At 63.1% G+C, this 20,896-nt stretch carries 23 protein-coding genes; 8 read left to right on the forward strand and 15 right to left on the reverse strand.

What is annotated here, in order from left to right; translation table 11 throughout:
• Positions 1–9: 9 nt before the first annotated feature.
• The 11 genes from X757_RS145610 to X757_RS145560 all read right to left on the reverse strand — a co-directional run bounded on the left by X757_RS145610 (position 10) and on the right by X757_RS145560 (position 10,594).
• A complete protein-coding gene (locus X757_RS145610) occupies positions 10–1,002 on the reverse strand; it encodes a PhoH family protein (protein WP_027049340.1) in 993 nt (330 codons plus the stop codon).
• Positions 1,003–1,085: 83 nt separating this feature from the next.
• The gene (miaB, locus tag X757_RS145605) at positions 1,086–2,495 is read right to left on the reverse strand and encodes a tRNA (N6-isopentenyl adenosine(37)-C2)-methylthiotransferase MiaB (RefSeq protein WP_023726868.1); all 1,410 of its coding nucleotides are present in this window, start codon (positions 2,493–2,495) and stop codon (positions 1,086–1,088) included.
• Between the two features lie 76 nt (positions 2,496–2,571).
• Positions 2,572–3,372 (reverse strand): 1-acyl-sn-glycerol-3-phosphate acyltransferase, encoded by an 801-nt coding sequence (locus tag X757_RS145600; protein ID WP_023726869.1) that lies wholly within the window; start codon positions 3,370–3,372, stop codon positions 2,572–2,574.
• A gap of 28 nt (positions 3,373–3,400) precedes the next feature.
• Positions 3,401–3,895 carry a ribosomal protein S18-alanine N-acetyltransferase gene (gene rimI / locus X757_RS145595; protein WP_023669542.1) on the reverse strand — a complete coding sequence of 165 codons (495 nt, stop codon included), beginning with the start codon at positions 3,893–3,895 and terminating at the stop codon, positions 3,401–3,403.
• Positions 3,895–4,572, reverse strand: coding sequence for a tRNA (adenosine(37)-N6)-threonylcarbamoyltransferase complex dimerization subunit type 1 TsaB (gene tsaB / locus X757_RS145590; protein WP_023711441.1), 678 nt, complete (start codon positions 4,570–4,572; stop codon positions 3,895–3,897). The genes rimI and tsaB overlap by 1 nt, the downstream gene beginning before the upstream one ends.
• Before the next feature lie 107 nt (positions 4,573–4,679).
• Positions 4,680–5,795 carry a DUF1513 domain-containing protein gene (locus X757_RS145585; protein WP_023726870.1) on the reverse strand — a complete coding sequence of 372 codons (1,116 nt, stop codon included), beginning with the start codon at positions 5,793–5,795 and terminating at the stop codon, positions 4,680–4,682.
• A 3-nt stretch (positions 5,796–5,798) separates the two neighbouring features.
• Entirely contained in the window at positions 5,799–6,878 is a 1,080-nt protein-coding gene (locus X757_RS145580; protein WP_023682016.1) for an imelysin family protein, read from the reverse strand.
• Entirely contained in the window at positions 6,878–8,467 is a 1,590-nt protein-coding gene (locus tag X757_RS145575) for a di-heme oxidoredictase family protein (protein WP_023726871.1), read from the reverse strand. The genes X757_RS145580 and X757_RS145575 overlap by 1 nt, the downstream gene beginning before the upstream one ends.
• 12 nt (positions 8,468–8,479) lie before the next feature.
• Positions 8,480–8,965, reverse strand: a complete 486-nt coding sequence (bfr, locus tag X757_RS145570; protein ID WP_023669537.1) for a bacterioferritin — start codon at positions 8,963–8,965, stop codon at positions 8,480–8,482.
• Positions 8,931–9,242: a (2Fe-2S)-binding protein gene (locus tag X757_RS145565; RefSeq protein WP_023669536.1), complete on the reverse strand. Its 312-nt coding sequence runs from the start codon at positions 9,240–9,242 to the stop codon at positions 8,931–8,933. The genes bfr and X757_RS145565 overlap by 35 nt, the downstream gene beginning before the upstream one ends.
• A gap of 59 nt (positions 9,243–9,301) precedes the next feature.
• A complete protein-coding gene (locus tag X757_RS145560; RefSeq protein WP_023669535.1) occupies positions 9,302–10,594 on the reverse strand; it encodes an imelysin family protein in 1,293 nt (430 codons plus the stop codon).
• A gap of 490 nt (positions 10,595–11,084) precedes the next feature.
• Between X757_RS145560 and X757_RS145555 the strand changes: the two genes are divergently transcribed.
• Entirely contained in the window at positions 11,085–12,338 is a 1,254-nt protein-coding gene (locus X757_RS145555) for an NAD(P)/FAD-dependent oxidoreductase (protein ID WP_023696740.1), read from the forward strand.
• 332 nt (positions 12,339–12,670) lie between these two features.
• Positions 12,671–13,531: a transposase gene (locus X757_RS145550; protein ID WP_156933450.1), complete on the forward strand. Its 861-nt coding sequence runs from the start codon at positions 12,671–12,673 to the stop codon at positions 13,529–13,531.
• Positions 13,532–14,016: 485 nt separating this feature from the next.
• Here the strand turns inward: X757_RS145550 and rpsI are convergent, their stop codons facing one another.
• The 3 genes from rpsI to X757_RS145535 form a co-directional block, all read right to left on the reverse strand.
• Positions 14,017–14,499 carry a 30S ribosomal protein S9 gene (gene rpsI / locus X757_RS145545; RefSeq protein ID WP_023669408.1) on the reverse strand — a complete coding sequence of 161 codons (483 nt, stop codon included), beginning with the start codon at positions 14,497–14,499 and terminating at the stop codon, positions 14,017–14,019.
• 1 nt (position 14,500) lies between these two features.
• Entirely contained in the window at positions 14,501–14,965 is a 465-nt protein-coding gene (gene rplM, locus X757_RS145540) for a 50S ribosomal protein L13 (protein WP_023669409.1), read from the reverse strand.
• Positions 14,966–15,181: 216 nt separating this feature from the next.
• Positions 15,182–15,646 carry a PaaI family thioesterase gene (locus X757_RS145535; protein ID WP_023693292.1) on the reverse strand — a complete coding sequence of 155 codons (465 nt, stop codon included), beginning with the start codon at positions 15,644–15,646 and terminating at the stop codon, positions 15,182–15,184.
• Between the two features lie 146 nt (positions 15,647–15,792).
• Here X757_RS145535 and X757_RS145530 point away from each other — a divergent pair, with 146 nt between their 5' ends.
• The 6 genes from X757_RS145530 to X757_RS145505 all read left to right on the forward strand — a co-directional run bounded on the left by X757_RS145530 (position 15,793) and on the right by X757_RS145505 (position 20,333).
• Entirely contained in the window at positions 15,793–16,614 is an 822-nt protein-coding gene (locus X757_RS145530) for an enoyl-CoA hydratase (protein ID WP_023689473.1), read from the forward strand.
• An 11-nt stretch (positions 16,615–16,625) separates the two neighbouring features.
• The gene (locus X757_RS145525; protein WP_023689472.1) at positions 16,626–17,048 is read left to right on the forward strand and encodes a VOC family protein; all 423 of its coding nucleotides are present in this window, start codon (positions 16,626–16,628) and stop codon (positions 17,046–17,048) included.
• A gap of 8 nt (positions 17,049–17,056) precedes the next feature.
• Positions 17,057–17,833, forward strand: a complete 777-nt coding sequence (locus tag X757_RS145520) for an AAA family ATPase (protein ID WP_023693294.1) — start codon at positions 17,057–17,059, stop codon at positions 17,831–17,833.
• Positions 17,830–18,351, forward strand: a complete 522-nt coding sequence (locus X757_RS145515; protein ID WP_023669414.1) for a CoA-binding protein — start codon at positions 17,830–17,832, stop codon at positions 18,349–18,351. The genes X757_RS145520 and X757_RS145515 overlap by 4 nt, the downstream gene beginning before the upstream one ends.
• A gap of 167 nt (positions 18,352–18,518) precedes the next feature.
• The gene (locus tag X757_RS145510; RefSeq protein ID WP_023693295.1) at positions 18,519–19,799 is read left to right on the forward strand and encodes an O-acetylhomoserine aminocarboxypropyltransferase; all 1,281 of its coding nucleotides are present in this window, start codon (positions 18,519–18,521) and stop codon (positions 19,797–19,799) included.
• 201 nt (positions 19,800–20,000) lie between these two features.
• Positions 20,001–20,333, forward strand: coding sequence for a cupin domain-containing protein (locus tag X757_RS145505; protein WP_373420123.1), 333 nt, complete (start codon positions 20,001–20,003; stop codon positions 20,331–20,333).
• Positions 20,334–20,353: 20 nt separating this feature from the next.
• Here the strand turns inward: X757_RS145505 and X757_RS01000000164980 are convergent, their stop codons facing one another.
• Positions 20,354–20,881, reverse strand: a complete 528-nt coding sequence (locus X757_RS01000000164980; protein WP_280790547.1) for a transporter substrate-binding domain-containing protein — start codon at positions 20,879–20,881, stop codon at positions 20,354–20,356.
• Positions 20,882–20,896: the final 15 nt, after the last annotated feature.

A 20,896-nucleotide genomic window follows, 5' to 3' on the forward strand; every position in this document is an offset into this window, starting at 1 on the left:
ATCGTCACATCAGCTCTCGGCGCCTAGGCCGCGCGCCAGCTTGGCGTCGCGGTCATAGGCCCTGACGATTTCGGCCACCAGCGGGTGGCGCACAACGTCGACATCGTTGAAGCGCACGGTTACCGCGCCGGCCACGCCGTCAAGGACACGCAAGGCTTCGACGAGGCCCGACTTGGTGCTTGGAGGCAGATCGATCTGCGTCGGATCGCCGGTGACGATCATGCGCGAATTCTCGCCGAGGCGGGTCAAAAACATCTTCATCTGCATCGGCGTGGTGTTCTGCGCCTCGTCGAGGATGACGGCGGCATGCGCCAGCGTGCGGCCGCGCATGAAGGCCAGCGGCGCGATCTCGATGACCTCGGCGGCAATGGCGCGCTCGACCTTGTCGGCCGGCATCATGTCGTAAAGCGCGTCATAGAGCGGCCGCAGATACGGATCGACCTTTTCCTTCATATCGCCGGGCAGAAAACCCAGCCGCTCGCCGGCCTCGACCGCCGGCCGTGACAGGATGATGCGCTCGACCATGCCGCGTTCGAGCAGCATCGCCGCATGCGCCACCGCCAGATAGGTCTTGCCGGTGCCGGCCGGGCCAATGCCGAAGACAAGTTCCGAACGCTCCAGTGCCCGCATATAGGCGTCCTGATTGAGCGAACGGGCATAGATCGTCTTCTTGCGGGTGGAGATCTGGGCGGCCGAGACCTTGCCCTTGCGTTCCAGCGTCGGCAGCGTCAGCTGGTCGTCGGCGGCAATCGCCATGCGCACGGCGCCATCGACGTCGGACTGGCCGATATCGGTGCCCTTCTGGAGAATGCCGTAGAGATTGTCGAGCGCGCGGCGCGCCTGCTCGGCCGCCGAGGCCGAGCCCTTGATGGTCAGTTGGTTGCCGCGCGAGCGGATGTCGACGCCGAGCTTCTGCTCGAGCCGGGCCAAATTCTCGTCGAACTGGCCGTACAGGGCGCTGGCAAGCTTGTTGTTGTCGAAAGTCAGAACGATGTGCGCCATGTCAGAGGCCCCGGATGTCTGGTTCTGGGGCAGAGTCTTCACTTCAGCAGCGCTCAACCGTCTCTCCTCATCTGCCGAGGCCATCAAGCCAACTCGGCGAACAGGCTATTGTAGCCCGTCTTCGTGATTCGCACCCGGATAATGTCACCGATTTCGCCGGCCTTTTCATCAACAATAACCGGCTGCAGCCAAGGCGAGCGGCCGACCTTCTGGCCGGCCTGACGGCCGGGCTTCTCGATCAGCGTCTCGATGGTGCTGCCGACCAGGCCCAGGCCGAAATCCTGCTGCTGCTTGAGCAACAATGCCTGCAGCTGTTGCAAGCGTTCATCCTTGACCGCTTCCGGCACGTGATCGGGCATATCGGCGCCCGGCGTGCCGGGACGCGGCGAATATTTGAACGAGAAGGCCGAGGCGTAGTTCACCTGGCGCACCAGACCCATCGTGGCCTCGAAATCCGCCTCGGTTTCACCGGGGAAGCCGACGATGAAGTCACCGGACAGCGCGATGTCGCCGCGTGCAGCGCGGATGCGCTCGAGCAGCGCCAGATAGTCCTTGGCCGTGTGCCTGCGGTTCATCGCCTTGAGGATGCGGTCTGACCCGGATTGCACCGGCAGGTGCAGATAAGGCATCAAAGCCGGGAGATCGCGATGGGCAGCGATCAATTCGTCGTCCATGTCGCGCGGATGGCTGGTGGTGTAGCGCAGCCGCGCCAGGCCAGGAATTTCGGCCAGCCGGAACAGCAGGCGACCAAGCCCCCATTCCATGCCATCCTCACCCTTGCCGTGCCATGCATTGACGTTCTGCCCCAGCAGCGTCACCTCGCGCACACCGGCATCGGCCAGCCGCTCGGCTTCGGCGACGATCTGCGCCACCGGCCGCGACACTTCCGAGCCCCTGGTATAGGGCACGACGCAGAAGGTGCAGAATTTGTCGCAGCCTTCCTGCACGGTGAGGAAGGCGGTGACGCCGCGCTTGATCATTTCGGCACGCTTCGGCTGCGGCAGATGCTCGAACTTGTCCTCGATGGCGTATTCGGTCTCGACGATCTTCTCGCCGCCGCGCACCCGGGCCAGCACATCGGGCAGCCGGTGATAGGTCTGCGGGCCGATGACCAGATCGACAGCAGGCGAACGGCGGATGATTTCCGCGCCTTCGGCCTGCGCGACGCAACCGGCGACGCCGATCAGCATTTCGCGCCCAACTGCTGCGCGTTCAGCCTTCATGTCGCGGATGCGGCCGAGCTCGGAATAGACCTTTTCCGCCGCCTTCTCCCTGATATGGCAGGTGTTGAGCAGCACCAGGTCGGCGTCGGCGATGACATCGGTCGCGGTGTAGCCGTCGGCGGCCAGCGCATCGGTCATGCGCTGTGAGTCATAGACATTCATCTGGCAGCCATAGGTCTTGACGAAGACCTTTTTGGCCGGGGCGGACGCCGCAGCAGCGCTTTGCGAGGCGCTGTCGGTTTCGTTCCGCTCTATCGTGTTCAAATCCATCCGGCGGCTTCTAACGCCTTTCCGTGACAAAAAACAGACGATTCTCGGGCATCGGCCTGGAGGCGCCCGGCCTGCGCTAGCGGCTCGGTCGGGGATCGGCGAGCGCGGCCTGCATCATGGCGCGCACCTTGCTTTCCATCATCCTCGACGTTTCCTTGCGGTTCGAGCCCTTGGAAAAGGCGATGGGCTCGCCGAAATGCACCTCGACGTCAATGGCGCCTTCGGCCATCAGCACCTTGAGATGCGGCATCAGGTCCTGATCGCCGATCCAGGCAGCGAGCGGCCGGTGGCGACGGCCGAGAGGCACGCCGTGCACCCGCGTGTAGGCAATCGCCAGCGGCTGGATGAAGACCTGCTCGGCCGTGCCTTCCGAAATCGCCATCGAGGCGGCGCCGAACAAGGTGCTCTTGAACGGCAGGATGGTGTTGCCGTCGCCGGTAGAGCCCTCGGCAAACAGCACCATGGCGTCGCCCTTGGCCATGCGGCTGGCGATCTCGCTGGCCTGGTCGCCAGCTGTCCGCTTGCGCTCGCGTTCGATGAAGACCGTACGCTGCAGTTTCGACAGCCAGCCGATCAGCGGCCATCCCTCCATGTCCGCCCGAGCGATGAAGGTCACATCGGCAAAGGAGCCCAGCACCATGATGTCGGTCCAGGAGATATGGTTCGAGGCGACCAGCAGCGGGCGCTGGCTGGACAGCGCACCTTTGACATGGATGCGCAGGCCGAGCGTCCGGACGATGAGGCTGTGCCAGGCCTTCAGAATGACCGTCTCGCGCCAGATTCCGGTCTTCATCGACAGCAGCTGCAAAGGCACAAGGACCAGCGAACCGATGACAACGAGGCTCAGCGCCAGGAAAATCCTGATTTTTCCGATCATGCAGCTTGGCCCTGCCCCAAAACTTTGGCTAGCGAAGATCGCGGCGCATGACAAGCGCGCCGGTAGGACCATGTTCGGTCGAGCGGTAATAATTGGCGCGGTGGCCGACCTGGCGGAAACCCAGCCGCCGGTAGAGGGCGATGGCAGCGACATTGGTCTCGTCGACCTCAAGGAACAGCGCCTCGGCCCGCTGCGCATGCAATTCGCGCAGTACCGCGTCCATCAACTGCCAGCCGAGCCCCTGGCGGCGATGCGAGCGCGCCACCGCCACGGTCAGAATCTCGCCCTCGCCGGCTGCAAGCCTGGCCAGCACGAAGCCGACCGGCGGCTTGGCGCCCTGGCCGATTTCGCGCGCGGCATAGCCGAACACGGTTTCCTGTTCGAGCAACGCGGCGAACTCGCCATCGGTCCAGGGCCGGACGAAATCCTCGCGGTGCAGCACCGACGCTGCCGGGCTGTCGGCGATGGTCAGCGGCTCGAGCGCATAGTCCCTGCGGCGCGGCTGGAGGAAAGGGATGCGCATCACTTTTCCTGCCTCAACAGGATGAACCCGGCCTGCGCCTTGGCATCGGCGCCGCGCAGATAGAGTGGCTTCGGCTTGTCGCCCTCACCTTTTGCAGCGGCGAGCCGGGCGTAGACGGCAATGTCGGCGGTGGCAGCCGTCGGGCCGATATCGAAATCGCGACCGGCCGCGGCTGCGATCTGCACGGCGGCCGTGCCGGCAAGCACCGGACGATTGTCCGCCGCCATTCCCGCGGCTTGGGCAAGTGTGGTCACAGCCGGACCATAGCGCAAAATCGCTTCCGCATCGTAAAACGCCGCATGGATCTCCTCGCGGCCTGCATCGAGAGCCGCCAGGATCGGGCGGCCGGGAAATGCCGCCCTCGCCTCGGCCGCCAGCGCCTCCAGTGTCGTTACCCCGATCGCCGGGATCTTCAGCGCCAGCGCCAGGCCGCGCGCCGCCGAGACGCCCACCCGCAGGCCGGTGAAGGAACCCGGACCGATGGAGACCGCAACGGCGCCAAGGCCGGCATAATCGGTGCCGTCCGCTTTCAACGCTTCGTCAATGACAGCCATCAGGTGTTCGGCGTGGCCTTTGCCGAGATCGAGTACCGAGCGGCCGAGCTCTCTGTCGCCCGATGCGTCATAGACGCAAGCGGCGCAGAGATTGGCGGCACAGTCGATGGCGAGCAGTTTCATGGGCGACCGGTTCGAAAAACAGTCTCCCTCTGCCCGCCACGGCGCGCCGCCGCAAGAGCCAGCGCGTAAATTGTTAAGCGGCTTCGCTTCGGTGCAGGCCGGACGGCTTACGCCGCCGGCGCGATGCGCAGCATGTGGTTGTCCCAGACATAGTCGGGCTCGGAGCGCGTCGCGCCGCTGCCTTCGATGATTTCGCCGGCACCCGTGGTTGCCATGAAGCCCGGGCCGTCGGGCGCCAGGCCGCAGACCTCGACCAGCGCCTTGGTGGCGACGATCTTGCCGCTGGCGGCGTCGATGACGGCCAGCGAATTGCCTTCCGGCGAAGACACCGCGACCGTGCCGGCAATCGGGTTGGCGGCGACCGAGCCGATGTAATTCCGGAAGCCGGATAGCACGTCCTGCGGCATGTCGAGCAGCTGCAGCCCCTTGCCGCGCGTGGCGCGGCCGACCAGCGGTGGCCGCTCGGTGCCCGGCCCGCGGTACTGGCAGCCGAACCAGATGGTGCCTGTGGGGTCGGCATCCATGTGGCGAATCGACAGCTGGTGCAGAGCCGGCGGCAGTTCGTGCTTTTCGATGAGATCGCCGGTTGTGCGATCGACCAGCACATAGGACGGCTTCATGGTGGCGATGTTGAGCTCGGCGCGGCCATAGTCGGGATGGGTCTCGATGCCGCCATTGGCGATGGCGATCGTCCGGCCGTCTCCGAGCAGCAAGAGCTCATGCGGCCCCATGCCATAGGTCGGAAACTCGCCGATGCGGCTGAACTTGGCCCGTGCGTCGTAGATCCCGACGACGCCGGCGGCATTGTCGAAATTGTTTTCGGTGACGTAAAGCAGCGCGCCGTCGGTGGAAAACACACCGTGGCCGAAGAAATGCCGACCGGTGATGCTGACGATGGTCAGCGGCGGCTCGCGGCCGGCATGGTCGAAGACCACGGCGAAGGTGCCGGGTTGCCGGGCGAAGACCACGGAGCGCTTCGAGACCGGATCGAAGGTGACGTCGTGGCCACGGTCGGGCAGGTCGATCGCATGCAATACTTTTCCGGCTTCCGACAACACAGCGGCGCCAAAGCTGCCGTCGCGCTTGACGAAGGCGGTGGCAAAGACGGCATCGGCGGCAAGCGTGTCCGCCCAGGCCCGCGGCGCCATTGACGCGACGAAGCCGGCGCCGGCAGCTCTGAGAAAATCGCGGCGGTCCATCAGCGGCGTGCGTGTCGCAACCATTGGTCAGTCCCCGTCCAGTGACGAAAAGCCGGCGGTCAGGCCGAACTCGGCGGTTAGCCGGGTGCCGATCAAGCCCGACAGGCTGGAGGTGATCAGCGCGAAATGTTCGAGTTTTCCGCGCTCCGCGGGATCGGCGAGCGTCTTGTCGATCCGACCCTGGATGGATTTGGCAGTGGCAACGCCATTGATGAGCTGGATATGGATGGATTCCGCCATCCATCTGCTATCCTCGGGCAGCGCGTCGCCGAGCTTCGAGGCCTGGAACAGCGCATCAATGCCGGAGAGGTTGCCGGCTAATGAAAGGCCGGTGTTTTGCGAGCGCCAGTAGATCGCTTGCCTCGGCTTGTCACCCTGCGGTTTGGCGCCGAGAAAACCTTTGAGGCGCACGTCGCGCACCATTTCGAGTTCATTGATGAACACGCCGACCAATTCGGTCACCGCTTCAGTGCCGTCGCGGTAAAGCGCATTGTCGGGTCCGGGATTGGCCCACAGGCCTGCAAAACCGTCCGGTTTTTTCCAGGCGGCGTCGACATCGGCCGCCATGGTCTCGATATTCTTGGCGATCGCCGCGCCATAGGCGCAGCGATAGGGCTCGTCCTTGCCGACGAGCGTCTCGGCGCCGTCGCCGTAAAGCACGAACTCAAGCGCCCCTAATCCCTGCATCGCGACACTCTTGCCCGCCAGCTGCGCCGGATCGGTGGCGGTCGGATCCTTGCCGGCCAGCGCCGCCTGCACCTGCTTCAGGCCGATGCTCTTTCGGTCCGGCCAGTAGAGCATGCGCTCCAGCCGGTTGTTCTCCTTGATTGGCCCGAAGCCGATGATTTCAGCCGACGACCAGGCTGCGACCGTGGCCGAGAATCCGGCATGCGCGGCATCGAGGTTACCCTGCGACGGCGCCTGGCAGAGCGCGTCCATGGCCTTCGCCAAGGTGCCGGCATGGCCATGCAGGCTGGCATAGGCGGGGCGGACAAAGCCGTCGATCGCTCTTTGGATCACGTCGGAGGCTTTCACCGAGGCCGATGCCGGGGACGCACCGAACAGAGCCAATGGGAGGAGTAGAACAGGCAAAACCCGCTTGAGCATCAGAATGACTCCAGGAATTTGATGAGAGCATCGCGGTCGGCCGTATTGGCGTCGGCGAAGCGATCGCGCGCTTTCTGCCCCTCGCCACCATGCCACAGGATCGCTTCGGCAAGCGTGCGCGCACGCCCGTCATGCAGGAAGAAAGCGTTGCCGTTGACGGTCTTTGTCAGGCCGATGCCCCATAGCGGCGGGGTGCGCCATTCACTGCCCGTGGCATCGCCCACCGCCTGGCCGTCGGCAAGGCCAGGCCCCATGTCGTGCAGCAGAAAGTCGGAATAGGGCCAGATCAGTTGGAACGCCTGCGCCTTGTTCCCGCGCATGGTGACGAATTTCGGCGTATGACAGGCAATGCAGCCCATCTCGTAGAACAGCTTCTTGCCGGCGAGCACGGCGGGTGCGCCGACATCGCGCCGCGCCGGCACCGCAAGGTTCTGCGAATAGAAGGTGACGAGGTCCATCACCGGTGGTGGCGCCTCGACCGGGCCGAGCCGCTTCTGCACGCCATTGGGCATGGCCAAACAGGCCTCTTCGGCTGCGGTGCAATCGCCCCAGTGACTGGGCTCTTCCGGCGTCGAAATGCCGATGTCGCCGGCAAAGGCGTCCGCCGCCTGCTGGCGGATCGACGCGGTCTGGGCCTTCCAACCGAAGCGGCCAAGCGTCAGTTGCCCACTGCTGAGGTCACGCACCATGTTGGGCTTGCCGGAAATGCCGTCGCGGTCGTCGGGATCGGCATGGGCAAGGAGGTCGGCCGGCGCGATCTGCTCGATCAGGCCAAGGCCGATCATTGGCGGCGTCAGGCGCGGCGACAGCGTGGTGCGCGGGTCAAGCGGGCCGTAGCCAAGCCCGTCGACCGAATAGCTCGGCTTGCGCAGCGAAACGATGCTACCGTCGCCGAGCGTGACCTTTTCCTCGCGATAATCGACATACATGCGGCCTTCGCCCTTGAGGCCGGGCACCGCCAGTTCCTGCAACTGCGCGCCGTAGACCGGATCGGGGAAGTTCAGCACCTTGTGCGCGGCGATCTCGGTCTTTTCCTCGGCCGTGCTCGCATCGCGCGCTAGCCGCAGGAACATCGACGTGGTGCGGCTGTCGGCCGCCGGCGGGCGGCCGCGGCCATCCTTCAAATGGCAATTCTGGCAGGCGCGCTCGTTGAACAGGGGTCCGAGACCGTCCGAGGCCTGGGTCGAGGATGGCGACGACACCCAGTTCTTGCGGAAAAGCGCATTGCCGAGCTTGAAATTGCCCTGTTCCTCGAAGGTAATGTTTTCAGAGGGTTGCGAGAAGGCGTCGCGGTCGACCTGCTTGCGCGACGTGCCGGCGCCGCCTTGCATCGTTTCGAAGGATTCGGGCTTGGAGAAATCCTGGGTTGGCCTGGTAACTGCAAGGACGCGGGCCTGGTCCTTCGGCGTCAGGTCGGTGCGGCTCGTGGCGAGGCCGACCGGTTCCGACGATCCGGCCAGGGCCGGGGCCAAAATTGCCGCCAGGGTTACAACCGAAAGCCCGCGAAAGGCCTGATATCGCGGGTTTTTGAGGAGCAGCGGGCCGGCGGCCCGCCGCAAGCGGCGCAGAATATCTATGGGGCGCCGCATTCCTGCATGGTCCTATTCCGCCTCGTCCGCCGATGCGGCGTTGAGCTGGCCGTATTTTTCCTCGCCGATCGAGGCAAGGAGGTCGAGCTGCGTCTCGAGGAAGTCGATGTGACCTTCCTCATCCGCCAGCAATTCCTCGAACAGCTTCATCGTCACGTAGTCGCCGGCTTCGTTGCAGATCTCGCGCGAACGCTTGTAGGCGGTGCGTGCGTCATATTCGCCGGCGAGATCGGATTCGAGCACTTCCTTGACGTTCTGGCCGATGCGCAACGGCGCCACGGACTGCAAATTGGGATGCCCTTCGAGGAAGATGATACGGGCCACCAGCCGGTCGGCATGGTGCATCTCCTCGATCGATTCGGCGCGTTCCTTCTTTGCCAGCTTGGCATATCCCCAATCTTCGAGCAGGCGGAAATGCACCCAGTATTGATTGACGGCGCCAAGCTCCAGGAACAGAGCCTCGTTAAGCCGCTCGATGATCTGCGGTTCGCCTTTCATGGATTCTGCTCCCATATTGGACGCGCAGGCCTCTGACGCGATCCAGGTGTGAAACGATGTCCACGCCGCTCGCCTCCGAACGGGTGTGGTAATTTTCGGTGACCCGAATGATCGTTTCGACCACATTTGGGAAGCAGCCGCAACAGCGACCGCGCTTTTGCATCGTGTGATAGACCTTCGCCGGCACGATCAGTTGCCAGGGGTCCTGATCCAGCAGATCGACGATCGTCTGCTCAATCTCCTTTTCGGTGATGATGTTGCAATGGCAGATCAGCATGGATTGGCTCTGGCTGACGGCGCCCCTCCGCGCCGTTTGGCTGGTAGTTGGTTGGGGTGCTACTTGAACACCTTGTCCGGTGCGTCGAGGCTGTCGGACCCCTCGAAGGCTATGTTGTTCAGCTTCAGCGCGCCGACGGCGCGTTCGATCGACTTGGTCTGGTCGACCAGCGCGTCGATTGCCGCCTGCACGGTAGCATTGCCTTCGGTGTTGCCCTCGGCGATCTGCTGGTCGTAGGCCTCGCCGGCCACTTCCCGCGCCTTGATCGCCTCCATCTTGGCGACCGAGACATCGAGCTTGTCGGACAGTTCCTTGTCGATCGCCGGATCGGCCGCCTTGACCATATCGTGCACCGACGGGCCTGAAACGACGGTGCCGTCGATGCGCGTGTAGCTGGCGAGATAGGCGGCGCGGATGCCGATGGCGTCATAGAGATGCGAGTTGTAGGTATTATCCGAGAAGCAGTCGTGCTCCTCTTCGGGATCGTGCAGCAGCAGGCCGAGTTTCATGCGCTCCCCGGCCAGTTCGCCGTAGGACAGCGAGCCCATGCCGGTGAAGATCACCGAGATAGCGGTGTTCGGCTGGCCATCGACGAGGTTCTTGCGGGCGGCGCCGTCTTCCTTCCAGTTGCCGACCATCTCCTGCAGGTCGGAGACCAGAAGATCGCTGGCCGACTTCAGATACTCGGCCCGGCGATCGCAATTGCCGCCGGTGCAGTTCTTGAGGTCGTAGTCGGTGTACGGACGCTCGCCGGCGCCCGGGCCGGTGCCGTGCAAATCCTGGCCCCAGAGCAGGAATTCGATGGCGTGATAACCGGTGGCGACATTGGCCTCGATGCCGCCGGCCTCCTGCAGCGTGCCGGCGAGGAACTCCGGCGAAAGCTTCGAGGCGTCGACCTTCTTGCCGTCGATCTCGATGTCCTTGTTAGCGATGACATTGGCGGTGTAGAGCGCGTTGGCGTCGGACTCGGTGCCGTAGCTCTTGGCGACGTAGTCGATCAGGCCTTCGTCGAGCGGCCAGGAGTTCACCTTGCCTTCCCAGTCGTCGACGATCTTGTTGCCGAAGCGGTAGACCTCGGTCTGCTGGTAGGGCACGCGCGACGCCTTCCAGGCATCGCGGGCGGCATTCAGCGTGTCCGCCGACGGGTTGGCAAGCAGCGCGTCGACAGCCTTGTCGAGCGCCTGCGCCGTGGTCAGCGAATCCTCGTACTTGGCCAGCGCGATGTCGGAATAGGTCTTGATGACCGCCTTGGCATCGATCTCCGCCGCCTTGGCCGGCAGGATGAAAACCGCCGCCGTCAACATAGCCGTGGCACCGATCGCAGCCAGTCTGCCGCCATATCGCGCTGTCATCATCAGTCTCCAGTTCAAAGGGGATTCGGTAAAAGGCGCGCGTGCCAAACGGTGCCGGGACATAGGCATGCCGTTGGACACCACAGATGCCGCGCCGCTCTGCGGCTCACGGGAGAAAGACACCAAATGCCTCCAATCGAACGGGTTCAAGGCCCAAACATCAAAGGGATGCGCTGACGCGCGAGCCTCCATAAAACGATGGCGAGGCCGGAAGTCAACTGGTGAACCCTAGAAAATTCAATTGAAACAACAGTTTAGAATTATTCTAAACTAGCACTATCAACTTTAAATCGTAGCCAGCAGCCAAGGTGAGAGATGCCGCGATTGACAAGCGACCGTTCCGGGTGCGACCCGGACCGGGGCTCTTGCGACGGCGGCAGACAATCGCCATCTGGCGGAACGGCTCACAATCAAAGCATGATGTCGTCCGAAAACCGCTTCACACTTTTCGGCATCATGCTCCAGATTTGAAACAGGAATTCGGGTTGCGATGAAGAACGGGGTCGTCATTGTCGGTGCGGGTCATGCGGGCGTGCAAGCGGCCGCCAGCCTGCGCGAGGAAGGCTATGACGGGCCTGTCATACTGATCGGCGACGAAACCGATCTGCCCTATCACAAGCCGCCGCTGTCGAAGACCTTCATCAAGGACGCCGATGCCAAGCCGCAACCCTTGCGCGGCGAGGCCTTTTACACCGGCAGCGCCATCGACTTCAGGCCGGGCGTCCGAATCGACAGCATCGATACGGCAGGCCGCAAGCTGGACATAGCGGGCGGCGGCGTGCTGCCGTTCGACCGGCTCATCCTGGCCACCGGTTCGCGGCCGCGGCTTCTGCCGCTGCCGGGCGCCGACCTCTCGGGCGTGCTGTCGCTGCGCTCGATCGCCGATGCGCGGCTGATCCGCGCGCTCAGCGCCCAAAGCGAAGACGTGGTCATCCTCGGCGGCGGCTTCATCGGGCTGGAGATCGCGGCAACGCTGAGGGCCGCCGGCCGCAACGTCACCCTGGTCGAGGCTGTCGACCGGCTGCTTGGCCGCGCCGTGGCGCCGGTGGTGGCGAGCCATGTCCGCCAACGGCTGGAGGCGATCGGCGTGCGTATCCTCACCGGCACCACCATTGCCAGGCTGGAAGGGGAAAACCGCCATGTCTGCGCCGCCATCACCTCCACCGGCGAAAGGCTGCCCGCGCGCATGGTCATCGTCGGCATCGGCGCCGTGCCGAATGTCGAACTTGCGCAGGCTGCCGGACTGACTGTCGCCAATGGCATCCGCGTCGACCAACAGATGCGCACCTCAGTGCCTGATATTCTGGCCATCGGCGACGCCGCTTCCTACCGCCACTGGTCGACCGGCGGCGACGTGCGGCTGGAATCGGTGCAGAACGCCACCGACCAGGCGCGGCTTGCCGCACGCACGATCACCGGCCATACGGACGCCTATGCGGCGGTGCCGTGGTTCTGGTCTGACATCGGCGACATGAAACTGCAGATGGTCGGGCTGACCTCGGGCGGCGACAGCCATGTCGTGCTGGGCGACCTCGCTGAGAACAAGTTCTCGATCTACCACTATGCTGGAAGCCGGCTGCTCGGCATCGAATCCGTCAACAGGCCGGGCGACCATATGCTGGGCCGCAAGATGCTCGGGGCCGGGTTTTCGCCGATGGCGCAGACGATTGCTGAGGGACCTGACGGGCTGAAGGCTGCACTGGCAGCGTTCCAGCAGGATGAGCCGGCACGGGCTGCGGGCTAGACGCACTTACCCTCCCCCTTGTGGGCATAGGCGCTAAGATAGGTATTGCCTTGCGGAATCGGGTGTGATTCTACGCTGCGATGACACACGAATCGCTTGTTGATGACGGCTGGGCCGAGACGATTGAGCTTCTGGGCGGCGAAGAGTTGATCGCAGNGCCGACATTTCGGACGTGGCGTTGCTTGGCCGGCTGCGCAATGCAGGACCATGGCTGCAGCAGTTGATTGGGCACCTTTTGAAGCGCGAGGATGCAGGTTTGGCCAAAGGCCGACTGGTTCGCATCCTCGATGCGACAGCGGTTGCCAAGGCCGGTGCGTATGNAGGATGCAGGTTTGGCCAAAGGCCGACTGGTTCGCATCCTCGATGCGACAGCGGTTGCCAAGGCCGGTGCGTATGAGAAGAAGAACAATGGTCTTTGGCGCATGCACTGCGCCTTCGAGCTTGAGCGCGAGCAGTTCGACTTCATCGAGATCACCGATCAGAGCGAGGCCGAGTTGATCGACCGCGTGCCGGTGGTGCCGGGCGAGATCCGCATCGGTGACCGCGCCTATCTGCAGGCCGAGCGGATCGCCAAGGTGATGGCGCAAGGCGGCGATGTTGTTGTGCGCGCGTCGTGGAAAAACGCGCGATGGCTCGACGCCAACGGCAGGGCGTTCGATCTCATCGGCTACCTGGAGAGCTGCCGGGAGGAAGTCTGCGAAACGCCTGCCCGGCTGGCACTCAAGAAGGGCGAGCCTGTGAAGATGCGCCTGATCGCCTTGCGCAAATCCGAGGCCGCAGATCGGAAGAGCACACGTCNCTGCCGGGAGGAAGTCTGCGAAACGCCTGCCCGGCTGGCACTCAAGAAGGGCGAGCCTGTGAAGATGCGCCTGATCGCCTTGCGCAAATCCGAGGCCGCGGCACAAGAAGCGCGGCGCAAAATCAACAAGGAAGCCAGGGCCAAGGGCAACAAGGTTCAACCGCAGACGCTGATTGCGGCCGGCTTCGTCCTGCTTGTGACCTCGCTTGACCGGGAGGAGTTTCCCGCCGATACGGTCCTCAAGCTCTACCGCATGCGCTGGCGCATCGAACTCGCCTTCAAGCGCCTGAAGAGCCTGATCGGGCTGCGCTCTCCTCCCGCCAANCTTGCACACTTCCTCATCGCGCTTGTGACCGAACCCCTCTCGCAGGAGTTGGGTGTCTCTCCCCCTTGAGCGACGGGCGCCCGCTGCTGTGGCGCGCAACCCGCCAGATCGTCGCCTCTCTGATCGCGACCATCTTTCCTCAACCTTCCTTGGCGGCCCTGCGCCAAAAACTCCATGCCTTGCGATATCGCTGGCGCGAACCACCACGAAAGCGCAAGTTTCAGTCCATGCCAAAGCTATCTTAGCGCCTATGNAAAACTCCATGCCTTGCGATATCGCTGGCGCGAACCACCACGAAAGCGCAAGTTTCAGTCCATGCCAAAGCTATCTTAGCGCCTATGCCATCGAGGGGAGGTAGGGTGCCGCGTTTTTATGGTCGAACTGGTTTGCTAGCCGCTGGACCATCGTGGATTGTCCGGGCGGCAAAACTGCCGCGACCTCCTACCTCCCCTCGATGGGGAGGTCGGCGCGAAGCGCCGGGTGGGGTGACTGCCGAGACCCAAAAGAAAAGGCCGCCCGGAGGCGGCCTTTCGATGTCTGGAACGTCGCAGCGCTTAGCGCTTCGAGAACTGGAAGGAACGACGGGCCTTCGCCTTGCCGTACTTCTTGCGCTCGACGACGCGGCTGTCGCGGGTCAGGAAGCCGCCCTTCTTGAGCACGGCGCGCAGTGCCGGCTCATAGTAGGTCAGCGCCTTGGAGATGCCGTGACGAACGGCACCGGCCTGGCCGGACAGGCCGCCGCCGATGACGGTGGCGACGATGTCGTACTGGCCGGCGCGGTTGGAAGCGATGATCGGCTGGTTGAGGATCATCTGCAGGACCGGACGCGCGAAATAGGTCGCGAATTCCTTGTCGTTGACGACGATCTTGCCCGAACCCGGCTTCACCCAGACGCGGGCGATGGCGTTCTTGCGCTTGCCGGTGGCATAGGCGCGGCCCGACTTGTCGAGCTTCTGGACATGGACGGGTGCTGCCGGCTGGGTGTTGGTGTTGCCGGTGGCGGCGCCCAATTCTGCGAGCGAGGAAAGCTCAGCCATCTTATGCAACCTTCTTGTTCTTGGCGTTCAGCGCGCCGACGTCGAGGGTGACGGGCTGCTGGGCGACATGCGGATGTTCCGTGCCTGCATAGACGCGGAGGTTCTTCATCTGACGACGGCCGAGCGGCCCGCGCGGGATCATGCGTTCGACGGCCTTCTCGACGACACGCTCGGGGAAACGGCCCTCGAGCAGCTGGCGCGCGGTGCGCTCCTTGATGCCGCCGGGGTGACCGGTGTGCCAGTAATAGACCTTGTCGGTGAACTTCTTGCCGGTGAACACCACCTTGTCGGCATTGATGACAATGACGTTATCGCCGTCGTCGACATGCGGGGTGAAGGTGGGCTTGTGCTTGCCGCGAAGATGATTGGCGATGACAGTGGCGAGACGGCCGACGACGAGACCCTCGGCGTCGATCAGCACCCACTTCTTCACCACATCCGCAGGCTTCTGCGAAAAGGTTGCCATGGATTTTCTGCTTTCGATTTTGACCTTCCGAAGAAGGCGTTTCTTGTTGCTTGGATTGGCGACAAGGCACTTGCCCGCCGCCAATAACAAAACGGCGGCCTTTGCGGGCCGCTGCTTCGTGACGGCTTATAGGCGAGGGGGTGGTGCACGTCAAGGCGCGGGAAAAGCACGTCTGCTCGTAAAGTGTAATAAAAACAAAGGTTTGATCAAAAGGTATTATTTTACCACATCGGCGGCGCGCTTCGGCGGGATCGAATAGGTGCCGGTCGCATGCGCTACCGTGTGTCCCTTCGGTCCGGCGACGATGTCGATATCGAACACCATCAGGCTCTTGCCCAGCTTCAGGATGCGGCAATGGCCGTCGATCGGCCCGGCTTCGGCCTTGCGGACAAAATTGATGTTGAGGTTGACGGTAACCGAAAGCGCATCCGGCCCGGCATGGCTGAGCACGCAGACATAGCCGCCAATGTCGGCCAGCGTGAACAGCGAGGGCCCGGACACCGTGCCGCCGGGACGCAAATGCCGTTCGCTGGCGTTGAGCCGCACCGTGCAGCCGCCGGGAAACACATCGAGCGCCTCATACGACGTGAACTCGTCGTTGAGCTGGGGGTAGACGCTGGCCATCAGCGCATTGACTTCAGCCGCCGTCAGCACCGGCTTGAGATTGTCCTGGGCGGGCATGTCGGTCTCTCGTTCTATGCCGGGCCTGTATGAACGCAATGATGCGCTTCTGGCAACACCTCTGGCGCAAGCGATGGGTGTTGATGAAACTCGATCCGATATTAGATAGTCTGGCGGCGCCCGGCGGAATCGCGGAGACCCTTGTCATGGCCGAAATCCTTTCGATCAAACCTGTTGCCATAGACGGGCCGGTCATCGCCGGGCTGGACAAGGGCGTGCTGCGCCTGACGCTCGCCAATCCGCCCGCCAATGCCTTGTCGCTTTCCGTCATGGCGGCATTGAGCGCCGAGCTCGACCGTGCCAAGGCCAACAAATCGGTCCGCGTCATCGTCTTGGCGGCCGCCGGGAAAGTCTTCTGCGCCGGTCACGATCTCAAGGAAATGACCGCGCGCCGCGCCGACGCCGACAAGGGCAAGGGGTTTTTCGAGCAGACATTTTCGGCTTGCGCGGCGTTGATGCAGCAGATCGTGCGCCATCCGCTCCCGATCATCGCCGAAGTCGATGGCCTAGCCACCGCTGCGGGGCTGCAACTGGTTTGCAGTTGCGACCTCGCCATTGCCTCGCATGAAGCGACCTTCTGCACGCCGGGCGTCAATATCGGCCTGTTTTGTTCGACGCCGATGGTGGCGCTGTCACGCAACGTGTCTCACAAGCACGCCATGGAAATGCTGCTCACCGGCGAGACCATCGATGCCGCAACCGCCAAGGAATTCGGCCTGGTCAACCGCGTCGTGCCGCGCGAATACCTGAATCAGATCGTCACCAAATACGCGCAAACCATTGCCTCCAAATCATCTCTGGTGGTCAAGACCGGCAAGGAAGCCTTTTACGCGCAGGCCGAGATGGGGTTGGCGGACGCGTATGCCTATACCGGCCGCGTCATGGTCGAGAACATGCTGGCCCGCGACGCCGAGGAAGGCATCGGCGCCTTCATCGGCAAGCGCAAACCGGAATGGACGGACGAATAGGTTTTCGATCCATGGAACCGCGCATCTCCATCATCACCATCGCCACCGACGATCTCGAGCGCGCCGTGCGCTTTTACGAAGGCATGGGCTTGAAGCGCCACGCCGGCATCACCGATGGCGTCGCCTTCTTCCAGATGGGCGGCGCCATTCTCGGCCTGTTCCCGAGGCCAAGCGCCGAGGAGGATTCAGGCATTGCCTTCGCCGCAGCACCGTCGGCGGTCTACCTCGCCTACAACACCCGCTCCGATGCCGAAGTCGACGACGTGCTGGCGGCCGCCGAGAAGGCCGGCGGCAGGATCGTCAAGCCGGCAGGCCGCGCCTTCTGGGGCGGCTGGTATGGATATTTCGCCGATGCCGACGGCCATGTCTGGGAAGTCGCACACAATCCGGCCTTCCCGATCGCGGATGACGGCACCATCTCGCTGCCGGACTGAGCGTCCGCATGGGCTATCGCAAGCAACTGACCCGGCTTAAGGCGCCTTATCTCAAACGCATCCTGATTGACCCCGAGCGCGTGGAAGATTGGGACAAGTATCCCTGGAACCTGCCTCTGTTCCGCGGCCGCGAATTCGAGCTCGAATTCACCACGCCGATCACCATCATTGTCGGCGAAAACGGCACCGGCAAATCGACGCTGCTGGAAGCGATCGGCGCGCTGGCCGGTTACGACGAAGCCGGCGGCGGCAAGGGCTACATGCCCGTCGACCACTCCGGCGCCATCGACGAGAGTGGTGCAGCGCTTGCCGACACGTTGCGCGGCCACTGGCTGCCGAAGGTCACAGCGGGTTGGTTCTTCCGCGCCGAATCTTTTTACTCGGTTGCCCGCTATCTCGATCAGGCGGCGCTGGAATCTGGCGGGGCGCCGCCGGATTTCCTGTCCTGGTCGCATGGTGAAGGGTTCATCCGCTTCTTCGAGGAGCGCTGCCGCCGGCAAGGTATCTACATCCTCGACGAGCCCGAAAGCGCGCTGTCGCCATCGCGGCAGATCGAGCTGCTGAAGATGCTGCGGCGCATGGACCGGTCCGGCACGGCTCAAGTGATCATGGCGACGCACTCGCCGCTGCTGATGGCCTGTCCGGGCGCGCGGCTGTTCCGCATCAGCCGCTTCGGCCTCGACCCCACAGATTTCACCGATACCGATCATTTTCGCATGATGCGCGACTTCTGCACGGACCCGCAGTCCTTTATGGAGGAAGCACTGAGGGAGACCGACGAGTGAATCACGATAGCTACGACAATGCCTATATCGGCGGCATCCTCAATTCTGTGAAGACCATCGCCATGGTCGGCGCGTCGGCCAACGATGTCAGGCCGAGCTTTTTCGTGCTGAAATACCTGCTGGCCAAGGGCTTTTCGGTGTTTCCGATCAATCCGGGGCAGGCCGGCAAGGAAATCCTCGGCCGCATGACCTATGCCAGCCTTGCCGATCTGCCTGAACCAGTCGACATGGTCGACATCTTTCGCGCCTCCGCAGCGGTGCCCGGCATTGTCGATGAGGTGCTGAAGCTCGACCCCTTGCCGAAAGTCGTCTGGATGCAGCTTGGCGTGCGCGATGACGAGGCGGCCGCGCGTGCCGAGGCGGCCGGTATCAAGGTGGTGATGAACCGCTGCCCGAAGATCGAATATGGCAAGCTGTCGGGCGAGATCGGCTGGACCGGCGTCAACTCCGGTGTGCTTTCGTCGAAGAAGCCGCTGATGCGGTCGGGATTCCAGAGTTTCGGTGTGCGCCAGAAGTAAGGCAGTGAATGGTGAATGGTGAATAGAAGGATTTTCCTGGAAGCCGGGTAAAGCCGCATATGAGCGGCTTGCAATCAAGGTGGGACTGGCCGACTTTGCGACCACCATTCATCGCTCACCATTGACCATTTCATCATTCACACGTTTACCGCTCAGGGAGGTTTTCGATGACCCGCACGCCCGGTTTCAACACGCTCGCCGTCCATGCCGGCGCCAAGCCCGACCCGGCGACGGGCGCACGCGCCACGCCGATCTACCAGACGACCTCCTTTGTGTTCGACGATGCCGACCATGCCGCCTCGCTGTTCGGGCTGAAGGCCTTCGGCAACATCTACACCCGCATCATGAACCCGACCCAGGCGGTGCTGGAAGAGCGGATCGCGGCGCTCGAAGGCGGCACGGCTGCACTTGCCGTTGCTTCCGGCCATGCCGCACAGGTGATCGTGTTCCACAATCTCATGCGGCCTGGCGATAATTTCGTCGCCGCCACAAGGCTTTACGGTGGTTCGATCAATCAGTTCGGCCATGCCTTCAAGAATTTCGGCTGGGAGGTGCGTTGGGCCGACACCAACGACGTCTCCACCTTCGAAAGCCAGATAGACGACAAGACCAAGGCGATCTTCATCGAGAGCCTGGCCAATCCCGGCGGCACCTTCGTCGACATAGAGAAAATCGGCGACATCGCCCGCAAGCACGGCTTGCCGCTCATCGTCGACAACACGCTGGCCTCGCCCTATCTGGTGCGGCCGATCGAGCATGGCGCCGACATCGTCGTCCATTCGCTGACCAAGTTCATCGGCGGCCACGGCAATTCGATCGGCGGCGCCATCGTCGATGGCGGCACGTTCGACTGGTCGAAATCCGGCAAATATCCGATGCTGTCGGAGCCGCGCCCCGAATATGGCGGCCTTGTCCTGCACGAAACCTTCGGCAATTTCGCTTTCGCCATCGCCGCGCGCGTGCTTGGCCTGCGTGACATCGGCCCGGCGATTTCGCCGTTCAATGCCTTCCTGATCCTGACCGGGCTGGAGACCTTGCCACTCAGGATGCAGCGCCATTGCGACAATGCGATCACCGTAGCCGGCTGGCTGTCCAACCACCCCAAGGTCGCCTGGGTCAACTATCCCGGCCTGCCCAGCGACAAGAACAACGCGCTGCAGAAGAAATACTCGCCGCAAGGCGCCGGTGCTGTCTTCACCTTCGGCCTGAAGGGCGGCTACGACGCAGGCATCAAGTTCGTCGAGGCGCTCGAACTGTTCTCGCACCTCGCCAATGTCGGCGATACCAAGTCGCTGGTCATCCATCCGGCCTCGACCACGCATCGCCAGCTTTCCGACGAGCAGAAGGTCAAGGCGGGTGCCGGACCGGACACGGTCCGGCTTTCCGTCGGCATCGAGGATGTCAACGACATCGTCGCCGATCTGGAACAGGCTTTGACCAAGGTTTGAATTTTTTTAGTGAGTAGTGAGTAGTGAGTAGTGAGTAGTGAGTAGTAGTCGGTATTCACTAGTTAGCAGTGATTAGTGATCAGCCACCCGCTCGAGGGAGCGCTTTCCGCTCACTACTCACTACTCACTACTCACTAGTCACTACTCTGCACTACTCACTAGTCACTAATCTGTTGGAGGCAAACCCTGTCCGCGCATTACTTGGCAATATCGACCGACAGCGTCGACGCCGAACATGGCGCCCCGGCGCCGGATCGTCTGATTGCGGGCGATCCGAAGTTCCGCACCTGGAATGTCGAGGAGCGCGATGGCCGCCTCTATGCCGGCATCTGGGAAGCGACGCCGGGCAAATGGCGCATCGAATATGACGAATGGGAGTTCTGCCACATCCTGTCCGGCGTCTCGGTGGTTGCCGAGGATGGCGGCGAGGCGCGCACGGTCCGGGCCGGCGACAGCTTCGTGCTCAGGCCAGGCTTCAGGGGCAGCTGGGAAGTGCTTGAAACGACCCGCAAGGAGTATGTGGTCAAGCTCTGATCTCGCGGTGCGCTTGGACTTCACAAAAGCCGATCGATGTCAGTGTCGGAAAAGCCGTATCCGCTCATCATCTCCCTGTGCCAGGGACTGCCAAGCAAATCACTGAGGCATAAGTCGACGCGCTGGAGCAGGGTGGCACTGCCTTTGGCGAGAGCGAAAGCGCCGGGCGCTGGCTGTTTTTCGACTGCCGGGACGTCGACGACGTCGAGAGGCGCGTCGGGTCGCCGGCTCAGATAGCCGCGATGCGCGAGCGCTACACTCGCATAGGCATGCACCACGCCGGCCGCGACGGCGTTAGCTGCTTCGGCCTGGGTGGCAAATATCCTTAGCCGTTCGGGCTGAATAGCGTTTTGCAGGGCCGTCCGGTGCTGGATCTGGCCCGATATGACGCCGATCAGCGCCGTCCGATCATTGGCGACGGACCGATAGCCATCAAAGGCGCGGGGATTGTCTTTCGCGACCAGCAATCCATCCGCCAGCATCCAGATCGGCCTTGTGAAGTCGACCAGCTTCCGGCGGTCTTCGGAAATGAACAGGCCGGTGGTCATGTCCCACCCCTTCGG

The organism is Mesorhizobium sp. LSHC412B00 (assembly GCF_000503035.1).
Classification (GTDB): domain Bacteria; phylum Pseudomonadota; class Alphaproteobacteria; order Rhizobiales; family Rhizobiaceae; genus Mesorhizobium.